The organism is Pseudomonas californiensis, from assembly GCF_021147775.1.
In the GTDB taxonomy this organism is placed as follows: Bacteria; Pseudomonadota; Gammaproteobacteria; order Pseudomonadales; family Pseudomonadaceae; genus Aquipseudomonas; species Aquipseudomonas californiensis.
Genome location: NZ_JAGTPK010000008.1, coordinates 204481 through 220804, shown reverse-complemented (window position 1 = coordinate 220804; position 16324 = coordinate 204481). Strand labels below are relative to the sequence as shown.

Here is a 16324-nt window from a genome sequence, read left to right as displayed (position 1 = left end):
AATCGATGGTCTCAATCTCTATCGGTTTGCCAGGAACAACCCGAGCACCCTGAGTGATCCTGACGGGATGCAGCCGGAGGTCACGTTGCTGTATGGGTTTTCCCGGGCCCGCGTAAGGTATATGAAACGGCCGGATGTGCTGTCCGAGCGCAGCATCACGACAATCGATTTGCTTAATTATGGCCTGGGTATTCAGCCCGCATCCCTACGTAACCATTTTGGACTCATTTATGAACTCCAGAGTGGCATGGAAGTGGTCGAAGAGGGCGTGACGGAATTCATGCAGAAGGCGTCTCCTGCGTTCAAGGGCAGCGCTGAGGATGCTCGGACGATGCTGGAAAGCTGGTCGCGTTATCTGGCTGATCACTCCGCCGCGTTTGACTTGAATACAAAGATCAATCCGAACACCAGCATTGGCAAAGTGAACGAATTCTGGAAGAAGAATGTGGATCTTGTTCTGTCCTCTGATGCCATAGAGGGCTCGACGAATCGGCTGATAAAAGACCCTGCCAGGTTTATTCAAGCCAAGCAAGGGAACGCAAGAGATAGGGCTACTGCTCCGATCAACTGGATATTTCGGCGAATTTCCAAGCTTGGCCTGGATTGGGTCAATAGTGGATCAGCACCTGCATCAGTCATTGTGGGGTTTCTGAATGTCGGTCGTGACAAAGCATCGGTCTCAGGGAAGAAGTGGCAAGACCTGACCTCTGAACAGGTCTTCGCACAATGCTATAAAACGGTATCTGCCGCGGCTGAGGCTTACGAACCAATTACATTTTCCGAAAGGCGCCATCTGCACCGTAAAGGGGGCTCACTGTCATCACGTATCCGGTTCATAAACAAGGCGCAAATGCTGAACAGATAGCACCGACAAAACGTGAACAACTGTCATAAAAAAAGCCGCTGCACAGGGCAGCGGCTAAATTGACGTTGATTCAGGAGCTATCAAACCCACGCCATTGGAGGGCGCGAAGGTTAGCGTCCCTACAGCGGGCGAAACATCCCCTCGCTGGAGATGCAGCGTTACCCTGAAGGTAATAATGGATGCGCGTCGTGCGACGTTATTGTTGGCTCAATGCACGCTACGGTGGGACGGCAGCTGACTCAGCCGCTCGGTCAGTTCCAAGCGCTGGATTGGGTCTTCGCTCAGCAATAACGCGTGCTGAAGGTCGAACCGCTCGGCCTGAGGGCATTCCAGCGACTGATAAAGGCTGGCGCGCGCCATGTGATCGCCGCTGGTGGCCTGGCCCAGTTCGACTATCCGGTCGGCATCCTTGAGTGCTGCAATAAGATCATCGTTGATGGTGTGCAAGTGCCGTAGGTTGCGTGACAGCCGTTGCATCATGTTCACCGGCGTGGCGCGCTTCATGTGTTCGGCCTGCAAATGCATGGTTGGCCCGAACTGACGGACCAGCAGCTCGCGACAATCCTTGGGGTACAGCCTGCGTCCACCGCAGGGATCAAGCAGATGGTCAGCTCCCGGCACGCGCAGCAGAAAGTGACCTGGAAAGTTGACGCCCTCCATCACAATACCCAGTCGTCGCGCAATTTCCATCGCAATCAACGCCAGGCCCAGCGGCTGGCCTCGGCGACGCTCGACGATTCTGTGCAGCAGCGCTGATTCGGCTCGGGGAGGATTCCAGTCATCCTGTTGAAAGCCCAGCGTGCTGAGTTGTCGCAACAACAGCTGGGCCAGTTCCGGCGCGGGCACAATCGGTAACGCCGAGTCGACCTGATGTTGCAGCCGATCGATCTCGCTCATGACTTCGCGACGATGGAAATCCGGGTCGTGCTCCGCCGAAACCCATAGCGCGGCTTCGAACACTGACGCAGGCGTGTGTTGCAGGCAGGTCAGGCAATGTTGACGTGGAGTCATTGGCCACTCCGCTCAAACAGGGGCAGTGAAAGCGTTTGCGTGAAGACTCCTTTTAGCCCTGCGCATGTATTTCGTCCAGTGCCGCTTGTGTCCGTCTGAGCGGTCGGCTGTTTTTTCAGGCCAGCGCCTATACTCGCCTGACAGAAGAATGGAGGGCACGATCCATGTTCGCTCTCATGCAACAGTCGCGTGCCGAGTCACTGCATGTGTTTTGTGATCCGCATGTCGGTCTGAAAGCGGTGATTGTCATTCACAGCAGCCGAAAGGGCCCCGCGCTGGGCGGGTGTCGCTACCTGACGTACTCGGACGAAGATAGTGCGATAGAGGACGCTGTCCTGCTGGCGAGACAGATGAGTTACAAATCTGCGCTGGCGGGGCTTGCTCTGGGCGGTGCCAAAGCCGTCATCATGCGGTCCGCCCTCGTGCCCGATCGTGCCGCGTTGTTCGAATCCTTTGCGCGATGTGTCGAAAGCCTTGAGGGGCGCTATATCACGGCAGTGGATTGCGGAACCTGCAGTGCCGACATGGACTGCATCGCTCGGTATACCCGGCATGTGACCAGTACCACACAGCAGGGTGATCCATCGTTCAGTACGGCGCTCGGGATCTTCACTGGCATTCGTGCCACTGCCATGGCGCGTCTGGGCAGCGACAACCTGGAAGGTCTGCGGGTTGCGATCCAGGGTCTTGGGCACGTCGGTTACCCACTGGCCGAGCAACTGCATGCGGCAGGCGCCGAACTGTTGGTCAGCGATCTGGACAGCGACAAGGTGCAATTGGCGGTCGAACGCTTCAACGCCCACCCGATCGCGTGCGAAGCCTTGATGAGCACGCCGTGCGACATACTCGCACCCTGCGGCCATGGGCAGGTTTTGAATACCAGCAGCGTTGCTCAACTGCGGTGTGCAGCTGTTGCGGGCGGGGCCAACAATCAACTGAGCAGTCTTCAGGTGGCCGATCAGCTCGAAGCGCGGGGCATTCTGTATGCGCCGGATTATGTGATCAATTCCGGTGGGCTTATCCAGTTGGCGCTCGGGCATCAGGGCGAGGATTCGGCCACAATCAATGCTCAGCTTTCACGCATCGGCGTAAGACTGACTGAAGTCTACGCCTGCGCCCAGGCGCAAAAGCGCTCGCCCGCGCGCGTCGCTGATACGCTTGCCGAGCGCCTGCTGGACGCTGATCAAGGTTTCGTCAGCGCGTTCACTAACTCGGGGGTGACGTAATGCGGGCCGTCAAACAGGTAAAGCGGGTATCCGTCATACGCAGCAAGCTGGGGTTTCAGCTCGGCGGCGGTCGCTGAGCGAAAACCGCCACCGACTTGCGGGCGGAACGCTTCGACGATGATTTTCACACGGTTGCTGCCCAGCCGGTCACGCAGGGCATCGGCGTAAGTACGAGCCACTGGTGCCGTACGAGCGTAGACGCCAACCCCGTCCTGAAAGAACACGCCGATGTCATCCGGCAACCAGGTCTTCAGCCAGTCGGCTGTGGCGGCAGGCCCAATGTTGGCATTGTCGTAGACGCTGATCCACAGCGGTCTTGGCAATTTTGCCAGCAGCGCCGGCAGTTCTTTGGCGCGGCTCCAACTGGGGTCCACTTCGGCAGGGAAATACCAGCCGGTGACATTGAGCGGTGTCTTGACCTTGGCCAGTTGCGCCGACAGCGTGGCCAATTGCTCGATGTTGTCACGCGAGCGGTTTTCGCTGAAATATCCGGCCAGGCCGAGAATCACGTCCTGCGCCCAAGGTTCTTTGCCAATGCGCGCCCAATCGGGCAGGACGGGCACAGTGTGCAGCTTCGTACCCGGTATGAAGGCCTGATCATCCACGGCCGTCCACTGCACCAGCAGCTCCCGCGCACCCAGCCGTTGCCAGTCGCCGCGAATGCCAACCGTGGCGTTGTCCGGCTGCCAGACGATACCCACGATTCCTGGCACCTTGGGCTGCATCTGTTGATACAGACCGGCAGTGGCGAGGCTCAACGCGCCGACCAACATGGTCGCCAGCGCTGCTCTGGCCAGCCTGCCATTGCGCCACCGCGCGGTCAAAACACTCAAGCCTCTCTCCCTGATCGGCCAAGTGCCAACCTCTCTACCACGAGAACGTCATGCGAGCGAACACGCCTTCTGCGCGATCATCACCAAACACTTTTTCCCGGTACTGCACCGAGAAATCGACATACGACTGCGACGCCTTGTGAGTGTCCTCACGGAACCAGTAGCGTACTCCGGCACCTACGCCCACCCCACCCGCATTGCCGGACGATGTTTTGCTGCGGCCCAGCGCGTCGACTTCGCTGCGCATCTTCGAGTCATAGTCTGCTGCGGCGACCACATGCGGAAACACCACCAGCCTGGGGCTGACACGGTCCAGGCGGAAGCTGCGCCCGATCTGCCATTCGCTATTGAAGTAGTTTCGCTTGTCCTGCAAATAGCGACCGCCTTCGGCGTACAACTGCGATGTCCACCAGCTCGGCACATCGACCCGCAAGTCCGTACCGATACTGGAACCATAGCCCAGACGTACCAGCCAGTCGCCGTCGGCGCTGGATTTGCCGATCGGGAAAGTGCGTTCGAACGCGCCGATCACGTTGACGCTGCTGAACGGTTTGACCCTGACGCCCAGCGCTGCCTGCAACGCATCCAGGCCAGTATCCGCGCTGTTTTCCTTGCTCCACAGGGTGTCGGTGACGCGTCCGTAAAGCTCGACGAAGCGTGCGTTGCGATACCCGGACGGGCGCCAGAACACTTCTGTACTGTTCTGCACGCTGTCGCTGTTACTGCTCGGTGCGCCGTTCAGACCACTGGACGTGCTTGCTCCACGATAGGTCGTGGTGTTGGTCACGCCCCATTCACGTGACAGGTCCGATACGGCGCGTCGTGTGTCGAAGACTTGCTGATCGGGCATCTGAAGATCGCCTGCCCGCTGGTAATCGAGTACTGGCTTGAAGTAGGCAATGGCCTGCGCATCGTCCGGCGTGCGCATCGCACTGTAGGCCGCATTCTGAAGGTCCTGTGGCTTGAGGCCCGTCTGTCGGTCGACGCGTTTGAAGGTTTCCAGCGCACCGCGGTCGTCGCCCGCCTGGCTGAGGAAATACGCAATCTGTACTTCATCGCCGGGCTGCAACTCGCCTGCATCGCGTGCCTTCTGCAGGCGTTGCAACGCCTGATCCGGCTGGCCCATGGCGGCATACAGTGACGCCTGTTCGCGCATTGGCAAATTGCCGACTGCCAATGCCTGAGCAAAGTCCTGACGGGCACCGGTCTGATCACCCAGGCGCTGCCGCACCTGCCCGCGCTGGGCGAGCAGGGTGGCATCGTTGCCATTGAGCGCCAGCGCTTCGGTCGCCGCAGAGCGGGCTTCGGCGTATTGCTGCTGGGCAATCAACGCACTGACCAGCAGTTTTCGATAAGCCATTTCTTTCGGAAAACTGCGCACCGCTTCGCGGGCTTCAGTCACCGCTGTTTCGCTGTCGCCGCGTGCCAGCGCGTCATAGCCTCTGGCTGCGGTGTTCACCGCCATTTGCTCCTGAATGCCCTGCATTCGGCGGGTCAATGCCGGTTGCGGCCCCAGCGCCTGCACTGCATCGTTGATTGCCGCTTGCGCTTCATCCAGACGTTGCTGACGCTGCAACGCTTCGATCAGCATCATGCGGTAATCAAGGCTGTCCGGTGCCTGGGCAATCGCTTTGCGTGCGTGGTTGGCCGAGCGGTTGTAGTCGCGATCGGCATAAGCTCTCAAGGCAAGGTTGCCTTCCACATAGCCTGGCTTTGGTCGCGCTTTCGGGTAACGCTGCGGGTGATCGCGGCGGTCCTTGTCGCGCTCGGCCAAGGTAATCAGCTTGCGCAACTGGTCGGCATCTGCGCGTTGACGCAGCGCTTCTTGCGCCTTGGCGATAGCAAGGTCGTAGTCCTTGCGGTTGTAAGCGGCGTAGGCGTCGTTGGCGATTGAAAACGCAGGTCCCGTCAACGGCAGTGGCAGGATTTCTGCCTGGCTGAACGACGACGAAAAACTCAAGCCGGTCGCGATAAGCGAGAGGATGAACGGACGCTTCATGATGGCTGCTCCGTCTGGACGTCAGATCGATAATGGTTGTGCTGACGCGCCACGGCCTGCTCGATGGTCTCTCTGGGCAGGACGCCGATATCGACCAGGTAATCGCCGATTCGGCCGTGCACCTGGGGGCGGTAACCAAGCATCGCCTTGCGAAACACTTCACGGTCCAGCAGACCTTGTTCAATCAGCAGATCACCCAGCAACGGTGTGGTGGCAGACAACGGTTGGCCATCGACTACTTTGAGTTGGCGCAACTGGGCAACGATGTCGCTTTCCCGTGCAATCAACTGCACCGGTTCCGAGCCAAGCTGTTCGGTGATCTGCTGCAAGCCTTCGTCCGGAAGCGGGCTGGCCACAGCGATGATTGCTCGGCCCTGGTCATCCGGGTTCAGCGGCACCAGCCGCCAGCGCAGGCAGAACTCATCATCCAGTGTCGAATGGGCAGGGCGCTTGCTGGCGATGTCGAACACCCGCGGCAAGTCGTTCTGGAAGGCAATGGCTTCGGCCAGGGTTTCATCGTCGAGCCAGCCGTGGCTGAGCAGGATTCTGCCCAGTGGCAACTGCCGGGTCTGTTGTTCGGCCAGTGCGCTCTGAAGTCTCTCGTCAGTGATCGCCTGCCACGACAACAACACACTGCCCAGTCGACGTGGCGCGATGGCAACCAGGTCCGTGGACGGGAAGTCGTGCATGGTCTTGTCCCAGGCCAGCTTGCGGTTGAGCAGCTTGCCAATCAAAAACATCCGCCATGCGCGTGCTGCTGCCATGAAGTTGACGAAGTTGCCCACGACCATGCGCGGCAACGACAGCAAGCCGTGCTGCCAGCCATACAACACAGTGGTGAAATAGAAACGGTGAGCCATGCGCCACAGCAGTGCTACGCCGTTGGCTACCAGCAGGTATTGAGTCAGTCCGTGGGTTTCGAACGGGGTCGGGAAACTGGTGTTCCACAGGCCGCTGGCGCGCAGCACGATCAACGCCACCAACTGCACCAGAATCAGGTAGGCGATGATGCTGACAAACGATGTCACCACACCTTTGCGATCCCGGAACAGCAAGTAACGGTTGGCAAGCGAGCCGCTCCAGCCCATCTGCTCCCAGCCTTGCAGGCCGATGCCCAGTGTCCAGCGCGCTTTTTGCCTGAAGGCGGTGCGGAAGGTGTCCGGAAAGAACTCGCGCACACACAGCGGCATTTCCAGCATCGACTCATATGGCTTGCGAAACCAGGATTTGCGCAACACGCGAAACTGCACCGGGAAGCGAACGAAGATCGCCTGCATACCGTATTTCGCCAGTCGTGCGCCCACGTCGTAATCTTCGGTCAGGCTCTCGGTGTTGAACGGCTGATTCTGGTTTTCGTCAGCCAGCACCATCAGTGCCCAACGCGAAAAACAGGTGCCGACGCCCGCAGACGGCACGGTGTCGGTCATGCTTTCACGCACCACCAGATCCTTGCCGTGCCATTCGGCAAATTCATCCATGTAGGTGCCAGCGACCCATTCGTACCAGTTGCGCTCAAGCGACACGACCGGCAACTGGATCATGTCCTTGCGCGGCAGCAGGTAGTTGAACAGCCGCAGCTCCAGGGGGTGCAGTACGTCTTCGCTGTCGTGCAGGATGGTCCCAGCGAACTGCACATCGTGCGTCTTCTCGTACAGAAAGATCGCCTGGATGACCCAGTTCAAACAGTCGGCCTTGCAGGTCGGCCCGTCGTGCGGCACCTCCACGCGGTGCAACTGCTTGTAGCGACGGCGCATGCGCTCCACTTCATCGATGGTGCGCTGATCGTTGATGTAAGTGCCGACGAATACCACGTAGTTCTGGTAATCGAGCGTCGAGACCATGTTCTCGATCATCGGCGCGATGACGTCGTATTCCAGCCACGCCGGAACCATGATCGCCAGCGGCTGTTCGTCGCGGGCCATCAACTGCTCGGCAGTCAAAGGCCGGTAGCGGCGTTCGGCGGTGAACTTGCGATACAGGCGTCGTGCCCAGTACCACAGGTCGATGATCAGGTCGTCGATGCTCGACACCAGAATGATCACGGCAACCACGATGGTCGCGATTTCCAGCGCGCTGTAATAGTGAGCCAGCCAGTAGGGCCAATAAAGCGACGTCATCGAGGCGTCCCTTTATGAGCGATTGCGACGGGCGCGACGGCCAGCCAGCAACAGCAGCAGGAACAGTACGATGCCGCCCGGGATCAGCCACAGCAACGACGGTTTGCGCCAGGCATCAATACCGGTGCTTTCTTCGTCTTCGATCATCTGGCTGCCGGTCGGGTCCTTGCTGTCGAAGGTCACCAGCGAGCCACTTTCAGCCAGCAATGTGGCATTGCCGCGTTCCAGCAGGACCGGACGCTCGAACACAGGTGCCTGACCGCCAAGGGTGCGATAGATCATGCCGTGTTGGCTGCCGGCTTCGATAACTTGCAGCGAGGCGAGGTGATTGAGCGTTTTGAGGTCGAGTAGCGTCTGTTCTTTATGGTTGATCAGCAGGCGCCCGTTGTTGTCGACCTTGACCGACTCAGTCCCGTCCTTGATCGGCAGTTCGAACGCCAGAAAGGCCTTGTCGGGTGTCACGGCCACGCTTGCATCAGTGCTGACCGCGAGATTGGCACGCAGCGGCGAAACGCCCGCAGCGCTGGCGATATGGATGACATTGGGCAGGGTGCTGGCCGGGCGGTCGAGATAGGTTTTCGGGACCATCACTTGAGTTTCGGCCGCAAAGCGCGCAGCCATGCCCGAGAAATCGCTGTCCGGCGTTGTTTTGTCCAGCACCACATGGCTGGTCGGCAATACCGAAATCGGGAAGGCCTGCGGTGTTTCCAGGCACTGATTACTGACCGGTTGACGCTGGAACGACACGCGCAACGTGTTCTGTGCAGCCAGCGCATAGCGTGGAATGCGCGCTTCGATGCGTTCTTTCTGACCATTGGCGGACAGTTGCATCGCGCCGATCAGGTAGTCATTGAGAAACAGCGTGGCGACCGGCGGTGTGCCCGACGCACCAGGCGCTGCGGCGACATCAATGATTGCGGTTACAGGAACGCGGCCATCGTAGGCAACGCTGCCCAGCGGGAACGATGCGCTCCAATCGGTTTTGGCCAGCACATCCACAGTGCCGGGCTTACCGCCCAAGCGGGTCAGCGCGACGCGGCCGTCCTCGCTGAGCGGCATTGCGGTTTCTTCACCGATGGTCAACTGACGGTTGCGTGCCAGCTTGTTCCAGGCCGAACTGAACAGGCCGATCGCCTTGACCGACGATTCGGGCTTGATCATCAGCAGCGCGCGATTGCCAAGCATCGCCAGACTGACGTCACCGTCAGCACTTTTCGCGAGAGCCTGATTCACATGACGTTCGCGCCATTGGCCAAGTGCGCTGGCTGCGGCAGGGTCCAGTCCTTGAACCTGTGCCTGCAGTGCATCCAGCGAGTCATTGATTGCCTTGAGCAGCGCTGGGTCGTTGATTGCCAGGTCCGCCTGTACTGCCGGTGCCTGGCCGAGCATCAGCAGGGCGCCGATTTCTGCCTGATCACTCAGGGTGTGCGGGCCTTTGCCGTCGAGACTGGCGAACGCCGGAATCTGTCTGAGCTCGGCGGGTATGCGCAGATCACTCAGATCGACGCTGTCCTGCAACGCAGGGAACGGCAGGATGCGAACCTGTTTACCGATGCGCTCCAGCGCAACGCCCAGACGCCATGCCGCGTCATAACTGCCGCTGGACAGAGTGCCCGGTGCAACCAGCAGACCTGGTTTGCCGGGCAAGGCGTTCCAGGCCGCACCGACGTCCTGCAACTGACTGGCGTCGTAGCGATACGTCAGGCGCGTATGAGGATCGATGCGCAACACATTGCCAATGGCACGCTGATCTTCGCAAAGCACTTTGGAAATCACCGACGACCAAGCGATACCCAGCCGGACTGAGCCGCTTTCCCGTGCAGCCTTGTCGACACCGAGTGTCGCGCTGGCATTGCCCTGTTCTTCGTTGAGGCCCATTGCCCTGACCGGGTAACCGTCAAGCGACAGCAGCAGGGTGTTACGGCCTGCTTCGCCGTTCAGGTAACTGGCGTCGAAGTTCAAGGTGGCGTCGGTCAGTGCAACGTTGGCCGGCACCGGCAGGTACAGCTCGCGGCGCGCGTCGGTGGCATTGAGAATGATCGGACGATCGATACCCAACTCACGCAGTTCGATCACGCGCTCTTGACGGCTGTCGGTGGTGATCCGGTTGATGGCCTGAGTCAGGGGGCTTTCGGCCGCCAGTGCAAAGGTGGGCAGCAGAGCCAGCAGGCTCATCCCGCAGGCAAGGGCGTTCAACGCGCCCGTGTTCACGGTAACGGAAGACTTCATTGGGCAAATCTCGGTAAGGGCTCAAGGCCATTGGGTCTTGATGCAAAGCGCTGCACGACGTAAACGGCTTCGCTGGCACTCAGCCTGGGCTGAATGCGCGAAAGCGTCACGGGCGTTGCCCTGCAGGTTGTTTACGGTGTTCAGGTGTTGCGACTACAGGCTTGCGCTAAAGCGCCATGGCGCGATACCGGGCTGGGGGTTGTGATTGCACGTCAGGTTGAGGCGCAATCAGGTCTGGGCGACGACGCGGCAACTCGGCGACGAACTCATCCACTGGACGGCCCATCAGCGCATCCACAATCCGGGTGCTGGCCTTGCCGTCGCCGTACGGGTTGGCGGCATGCGCCGAGGTTTGCCACAACTGTTCGTCATCAAACAAGGCATTGACGCCGCTGACGATGGCATCCGGCTCGGTGCCGACCAGACGAACGGTTCCGGCAGCCACGGCTTCCGGACGCTCGGTCACGTCGCGCATGACCAGCACCGGTTTACCCAGCGAAGGCGCTTCTTCCTGTACGCCACCGGAGTCAGTCAGAATCACGTGTGCACGCTGCATGAGGCGCACGAACGACAGGTAATCCAGCGGTTTGATCAAGTGCACGTTAGGCAGATCGCCCAAGTGCTCCGTCACCGGCCCCAGTACGTTGGGATTCAAGTGCACCGGATAGACGATTTGCACGTCGCTGCGCTCAGCCAGGGTGCGCAGCGCCTTGCAGATTTTCAGGAAACCGTCACCGAAGTTTTCACGGCGATGCCCGGTGACCAGCAGCATCTTGATGTCAGGATTCAGAAAAGCGAACTGACGATCCAGTGCATGGCGAAGCTGGCGGTTGGAGTCGATGCGCTGCGCGGTCATTTGCAGTGCGTCGATCACCGTATTACCCGTCACGAATGACACGCCCTGAAGGCGTTCGCCGAGCACGTTACGACGCGATTCGGCCGTGGGCGTGAACAGGTGATCAGAAATCAGATCGATGCATCGACGGTTCATTTCTTCCGGCCACGGCTGGCGAATGTCGCCGGTACGCAGGCCCGCCTCGACGTGACCAATCGGGATGCGGCGGTGAAATGCCGACATCGCCGCGACCATTGCAGATGTGGTGTCGCCGTGAACCAGCACTCTGTCCGGTTTCAGCTCGTCGAGAATCGGATCGATGGCCGCGTAAAGCGCTGCGGTCAGGGAGTTCAGCGTCTGCTCGGGGCGCATCACGTCGAGGCTGTAATCGGCCTTCAGCTCGAACATGTCCAGCACCTGCTGCAGCATGCTCTGATGTTGGCCGGTGATGCAGATTCTCGAATCGATACCCGGCTCTTCGGCCAGCGCTCTGACCAGAGGAGCCATCTTGATGGCCTCCGGGCGAGTGCCGAAAATTGAAAGAACTTTGGTTCGAGGTTGCTGACTGGCCATCGATTTCCTCCCGCGCTCATATCAAGCGCCGCACAGCCGATTGCATGGGCTTGTGACAGCTCACGCAAAGGCAGGTTATTGGTTTTTCGGGCGGAAAAGATCGAAGTATTACGACTCGATGTTCACTTCAGTGTGAGGTGGCGCTATGCCTTGTTACCCGGAATTGCGCAGATTATTAACATACGAGTTTAATAATGCAAAACTTTTTAACAACTATTTTGCAGTGAGGCAAGTTAGAGGAACTTTAATATTTAATGACGGTCAGTTAGAGGTTTTTTGTTTCTGCTTGGTGGGTTTTGCCCAGTTTTTTCGGGGGTTTCAGGGCATACTACCGAAGTTTTTATTGTTTTAAAAGCGTCGGGATAGCGTATTTTTAGATGGTGGCAAAGTGCTAATATCTGGCGATTAATATAGGCGTAAAAAACATGGCGCCTGAATAATGACAGGCGCAAAACAGGCATAACATCAAACTGACGCTGATTTAATGACGGCGGGGTTTATTGGAAAGGGAAAGGGCTCGGAACACCGGGCGACAATGAAAGTGTGACGGTGTTCAAAACAATCAACAGCAAATGATCTGCTCGGAACTGGAACTTCCAATACGAAGTTTAGAGCGTAGGAAAGAAAAAAGAGTGAAAGATTGGTGAAATAAAGGCCCCGTCATACGAGGGGGCCTTGGGATTGCAACCAGTCAGCGTGCAGCTCAGCTTTCAGCGGGTGCCGCGTCTGACAATTCATTGAGTGCCGTCGCATTGTTCTTGAAGGCTGCGGCGAACACTGCCCGATTCTTCGCCATGTAGATGCTCGCGTCTTCCGCATGCTTTTCTGAAATGCCAGGTACGTTCTTGATCAGAACGTCTGTCAGGAGCTCAGCCAGCTCAAGCATTTGGTCGTGCGCATCGGCGAGTTTACGGTCCACGAAAGTAGTCTCCAGATCGCGGGTACTGCGGTAAAGGGTTTCAACAGCCATTTTGGCCTCGTCGTCATATCCAGTGTTGAAAGGGCTAGACCCGGACGCTCAGTGCGTGATGCCCTGATCAGCGGGTAATGCTAAAGCAGTGACTTGCCGGGCCAGCGCGCCAGCCTTGGCTGTTGCGGTGCCCCATCGACGCTCATCCTCCGCCTCGTGATCCGAGAGCGAAAGCGCCGATTGCTGTATCTTTATACAGTTAAATGCAGGGGTCGATCAAGTCCCTGCCGGATAGTGGCCTTGAACCATCTTTTTTGCCTGGCAAATGTGCCTTGCGACAACCCGTCGCGCTCTCAACCATAGCCTATGGCCCTGTTCCTGCTTTAAAAAGCAGGCCACACAGCGCGTCACACGTACCCGGAATCATCCGGTTGGCATAAATGAAGGTTCAGGGGTAGAGAGTCATGGGAAACAAGTGGGCAGAAAAGATGCGTCAGCGGGTGCATTCGCAGGCCGAATCGCTGGGCAATCTCTGCGTCGAGAGCTTTCACTTCCTCGCGCTGTTCGCGATTGGCGCCATCACGGCCTGGGCGTCTGTAGTCGCTTTTCTGGGAATGGTTGAAAAAGGCAACGTCACGGTCGATGACATCCTGCTGCTGTTTATCTACCTCGAGCTGGGTGCGATGACCGGGATCTATTTCAAAACCAATCACATGCCGGTCCGGTTTCTGATTTACGTCGCGATCACTGCGCTGACCCGCTTGCTGATATCGGACGTGTCCCATCACAACCCGCCAGACATCGGCATCATCTACCTGTGCGGCGGGATTCTGCTGTTGGCGTTTGCAATCCTGGTGGTGCGCTACGCGTCTTATAAATACCCGTCAGCGAAGATTCCCGATTCGTCCAGCGCGATCAAAGGTGCGGTGATCGAGGAGAAAGGCGAGATCTGACGGATCTGAAAGCGCGTCCTGCCGGCCCCATCCGGCGCCGGCAGGGCAGTTGCGCGCGACAGGTCAGTTGACCCAGACCCCGGCATGCCAGTGCCAGCCATCACCCGCGCTTTCCCAATGCGGATGTACATAGCGGTAACCCGGACGTTCTGTTTCCCAGTGACCGTGAACCGGTACGTATCGATCACCGTTCCAGTGCCAGTAGCCGCGCGCCCATACATAGCCGGGACGAGGCGTGGGCTCCACTTCTATGATCCGCTCGGGTGGTGCTTGCGGTGCGACAACTTCTACGTACTCGTGATGCACACGCGGCCGCTCATGAACGATGCGTTCTTCGACACAGCCGGACGCTATTGCAAGCAAGACGATCAGTGCCCCATAACGTAAGAACATGTTGCCTCCTCGGAAGTATCCGCAGGTGGAGAGACGGGCGATACCCGGCTACTCGGATGTTGTTGCGCATTATTGTTGTAACAGCTCATGTCTGTACGAAGGCTGAACCTGCGCCAGTACTCAGGCTGCAAACCTGAGGCGCACGGTGTCGCTGGCCGATGGGCCATTGATGGTTTGATTAGGACGACGCAGATGGGCCACGCACTGGACAGGGCGTGGCCACTATATGATGTGACGAGACGGCGGGGGCGGGCCTTGAAACAAGCGCCTCAAGGCTTGCGGCAAAAAGGCACCATTCAGCAGTGCCTTCTGATCAGATACGGGCAGCCAGAGCGGCCTGGTTTCTTGCCCACGGGCCGTTGGAAGGCGCAGGCGTCGGCTTGAGCGTCGCGCTGTCGGTCATGGCAGCCAGAATCTTGATCGCGCTGTCACCGCATTCGATGGCAATACCGAATTGCACGCTCTCGATCAGGCGGCGCAAGCGTTCAGGGTCGTTGCGTTGAGCAGCACTGATCAGACGTTTGGCGACCACGCCGCGCTCGTTGGAGAGCGTCAACATGATGCTGCCGTCCAGTCCTTGAATACTCAGATTCACCCGGTATTCCGGGTGAAAAGTGTCCGTGATCATCTGAAAAGGATTGTCCATATCATTTACCTGCTCAATGGTTCTGCATAAGTTGACCGGGTATTAGTCCCTTTGGTTCTCAACGACTGATCAGCGGTTGAGGTGTTCAGGTGCTTGCCGCTGCTGGGTTTTGCTGTCATCTTTCGCGTTAATGATAATTTTTCGTGTTTGAGAAGCGTTGACGCATGGGTAATATTTCCGCCGTTGATCACGACCTCGTGTGTCGTAATCGGCAAATGACAGAGCTCTATAGCGACCACCATTCGTGGTTGCAGAACTGGCTGCGAAAAAAGCTCGGTTGTTCGCACCGGGCGGCGGATATTGCACAGGACGCTTTCGTCCGGATTCTGACCCTCAGCGAGCCCCTGAACCTCAAGGAGCCGCGCGCGTTTCTGGCGACGACCGCCACGCGTCTGCTGATCGATGGTGCCCGTCGTCGCAAGATAGAACGTGCCTACCTTGATGCGCTGGCATTGCACGCTGACGAAGCGGGTATTCCGAGCCCGGAAGCCATACACGCGGCGCTGCAGATTCTGGAGCGGATCGCTCAATTGCTTGAGGGCCTCCCGGAGAAACCAAGGCAGGCTTTTTTGCTCCACCGTCTTGATGGATTGACGTACAACGAGATCGCCACTCACTTGGGTGTGTCCTCCAGCATGGTCAAACAGTACATGGCCAGCGTCATGGTTCATTGCTACAAGACACTGCACGGTTCGGGCCATTTTTCGTGAGCACCGAGCACGAGCCGACTGAGCAGATGATCACCGAAGCGGCGTCCTGGCTGGCTTTGCTGCATGACGAACCGGTCAGCGCAGACGATCGTGAGGCGTTTGAGATGTGGCTCCAGGCAGACCCGGCACACGAGTTGGCGGTGTCTCGCATGCAATCGTTGTGGGGCAGTTTTGACGGATTGTCCGACACTCCAGCACGGGTCGCGCTGCGTCAATCGTTCGCACCTGCGGGGTCAAAACCGTTGGCAAGAAGCGTACAGGCGATTGCCCTGATTGGCGTTCTTGCATGCGGTTGGGCAGGGGTTGAGCACGTGCCGGTATGGATGGCAGATCACCACACCGATGTAGGGGAGCGGCAGCAGTTTCTGCTTGCAGATGGCAGTCAGGTTCAGCTCAATTCACGCTCCGCCCTGGATGTTAAATTCGATGGGCGGCAACGGATCGTCGAGCTGTTGCAGGGCGAGTTGTGGGTTGAGGTGGCCAAAGATGTGCAGCGGCCGTTCGTGGTGCGCACCGATCAGGGCACGATTACCGCGCTGGGTACGCGCTTCCTGGTCCGCCGTGACCCTGAAGGCACGACAGTCAGCGTATTGGAGTCAGCCATTGCCGCCCAGGCCAATACTGCGAACGTGGTGAAGGTCGCTACCGGTCAGCAGGCGTTACTCAAGGATGGTGTTGTGCAGACGCCACATGCGTTGGGCAACGATGATCCCGCTGCCTGGACACGGGGGCTGCTCAAGGTCGATGACCGTCCGTTGAGTGAAGTGCTGCGTGTGCTGAACGACTACCGCCCTGGGCTGCTGCGTTTCGATGCGGATGAGTTGCAGGGCATGCGTGTGTCAGGCGTTTTCCGGCTGGACGACACGGATACAGCACTGGCGACGCTGGCTGACAACCTGCCGATCAAGGTCGAGCGGTTCACCGATCTGCTGGTAGTGATAAAACCGTCCACACCCTGACAGGGGCATCGGCAAGAAAGCGCTCACAAAAAAGGGCGAGCCTTTGCAGGCTCGCCCCTCGTTGG

The 16324-nt window shown here is 58.6% G+C and carries 14 protein-coding genes; 5 read left to right on the top strand and 9 right to left on the bottom strand.

All coding sequences use genetic code 11. The features are described from left to right. On the top strand, window positions 1-865 hold an 865-nt coding region (locus KDX37_RS10530), incomplete at its 5' end, for an RHS repeat-associated core domain-containing protein (RefSeq protein WP_231652633.1). Between the two features lie 207 nt (window positions 866-1072). Here the strand turns inward: KDX37_RS10530 and KDX37_RS10525 are convergent. Further along, the gene (locus tag KDX37_RS10525; protein WP_231652632.1) at window positions 1073-1876 is read right to left on the bottom strand and encodes a SirB1 family protein; all 804 of its coding nucleotides are present in this window, start codon (window positions 1874-1876) and stop codon (window positions 1073-1075) included. Window positions 1877-2040: 164 nt separating this feature from the next. On the opposite strand from KDX37_RS10525, the gene KDX37_RS10520 reads away from it, so the two are divergent. Then, window positions 2041-3102 carry a Glu/Leu/Phe/Val dehydrogenase family protein gene (locus KDX37_RS10520; protein ID WP_231652631.1) on the top strand — a complete coding sequence of 354 codons (1062 nt, stop codon included), beginning with the start codon at window positions 2041-2043 and terminating at the stop codon, window positions 3100-3102. Here KDX37_RS10520 and KDX37_RS10515 read toward each other — a convergent pair. The 6 genes from KDX37_RS10515 to KDX37_RS10490 form a co-directional block, all read right to left on the bottom strand. Next, window positions 3060-3875, bottom strand: coding sequence for an alpha-amylase family protein (locus KDX37_RS10515; RefSeq protein WP_231652646.1), 816 nt, complete (start codon window positions 3873-3875; stop codon window positions 3060-3062). The two genes, KDX37_RS10520 and KDX37_RS10515, sit on opposite strands and share 43 nt — an antisense overlap. 94 nt (window positions 3876-3969) lie before the next feature. Further along, a complete protein-coding gene (locus KDX37_RS10510; RefSeq protein ID WP_231652630.1) occupies window positions 3970-5934 on the bottom strand; it encodes a bacteriophage N4 adsorption protein A in 1965 nt (654 codons plus the stop codon). Continuing rightward, the gene (locus KDX37_RS10505; protein WP_231652629.1) at window positions 5931-8051 is read right to left on the bottom strand and encodes a glycosyl transferase family protein; all 2121 of its coding nucleotides are present in this window, start codon (window positions 8049-8051) and stop codon (window positions 5931-5933) included. Before KDX37_RS10505 ends, KDX37_RS10510 begins: the two co-directional genes overlap by 4 nt. A 12-nt stretch (window positions 8052-8063) precedes the next feature. Next, the gene (locus tag KDX37_RS10500) at window positions 8064-10280 is read right to left on the bottom strand and encodes a cellulose biosynthesis cyclic di-GMP-binding regulatory protein BcsB (protein ID WP_231652628.1); all 2217 of its coding nucleotides are present in this window, start codon (window positions 10278-10280) and stop codon (window positions 8064-8066) included. A gap of 166 nt (window positions 10281-10446) precedes the next feature. Further along, window positions 10447-11688 (bottom strand): non-hydrolyzing UDP-N-acetylglucosamine 2-epimerase, encoded by a 1242-nt coding sequence (wecB, locus tag KDX37_RS10495; protein ID WP_231652627.1) that lies wholly within the window; start codon window positions 11686-11688, stop codon window positions 10447-10449. A gap of 703 nt (window positions 11689-12391) precedes the next feature. Continuing rightward, the gene (locus tag KDX37_RS10490) at window positions 12392-12658 is read right to left on the bottom strand and encodes a YebG family protein (RefSeq protein ID WP_231652626.1); all 267 of its coding nucleotides are present in this window, start codon (window positions 12656-12658) and stop codon (window positions 12392-12394) included. Between the two features lie 404 nt (window positions 12659-13062). Between KDX37_RS10490 and KDX37_RS10485 the strand changes: the two genes are divergently transcribed. Then, a complete protein-coding gene (locus KDX37_RS10485; RefSeq protein WP_231652625.1) occupies window positions 13063-13551 on the top strand; it encodes a phosphate-starvation-inducible protein PsiE in 489 nt (162 codons plus the stop codon). 63 nt (window positions 13552-13614) lie between these two features. On the opposite strand, the gene KDX37_RS10480 is transcribed toward KDX37_RS10485, so the two are convergent. Beyond that, window positions 13615-13944: a YXWGXW repeat-containing protein gene (locus KDX37_RS10480; RefSeq protein WP_231652624.1), complete on the bottom strand. Its 330-nt coding sequence runs from the start codon at window positions 13942-13944 to the stop codon at window positions 13615-13617. 313 nt (window positions 13945-14257) lie between these two features. Continuing rightward, the gene (locus KDX37_RS10475; protein ID WP_231652623.1) at window positions 14258-14590 is read right to left on the bottom strand and encodes a DUF3509 domain-containing protein; all 333 of its coding nucleotides are present in this window, start codon (window positions 14588-14590) and stop codon (window positions 14258-14260) included. A 164-nt stretch (window positions 14591-14754) separates the two neighbouring features. Between KDX37_RS10475 and KDX37_RS10470 the strand changes: the two genes are divergently transcribed. Next, window positions 14755-15300: a sigma-70 family RNA polymerase sigma factor gene (locus tag KDX37_RS10470; RefSeq protein WP_231652622.1), complete on the top strand. Its 546-nt coding sequence runs from the start codon at window positions 14755-14757 to the stop codon at window positions 15298-15300. Beyond that, window positions 15297-16259: a FecR family protein gene (locus KDX37_RS10465; RefSeq protein ID WP_231652621.1), complete on the top strand. Its 963-nt coding sequence runs from the start codon at window positions 15297-15299 to the stop codon at window positions 16257-16259. Before KDX37_RS10470 ends, KDX37_RS10465 begins: the two co-directional genes overlap by 4 nt. Window positions 16260-16324 lie beyond the last annotated feature (65 nt).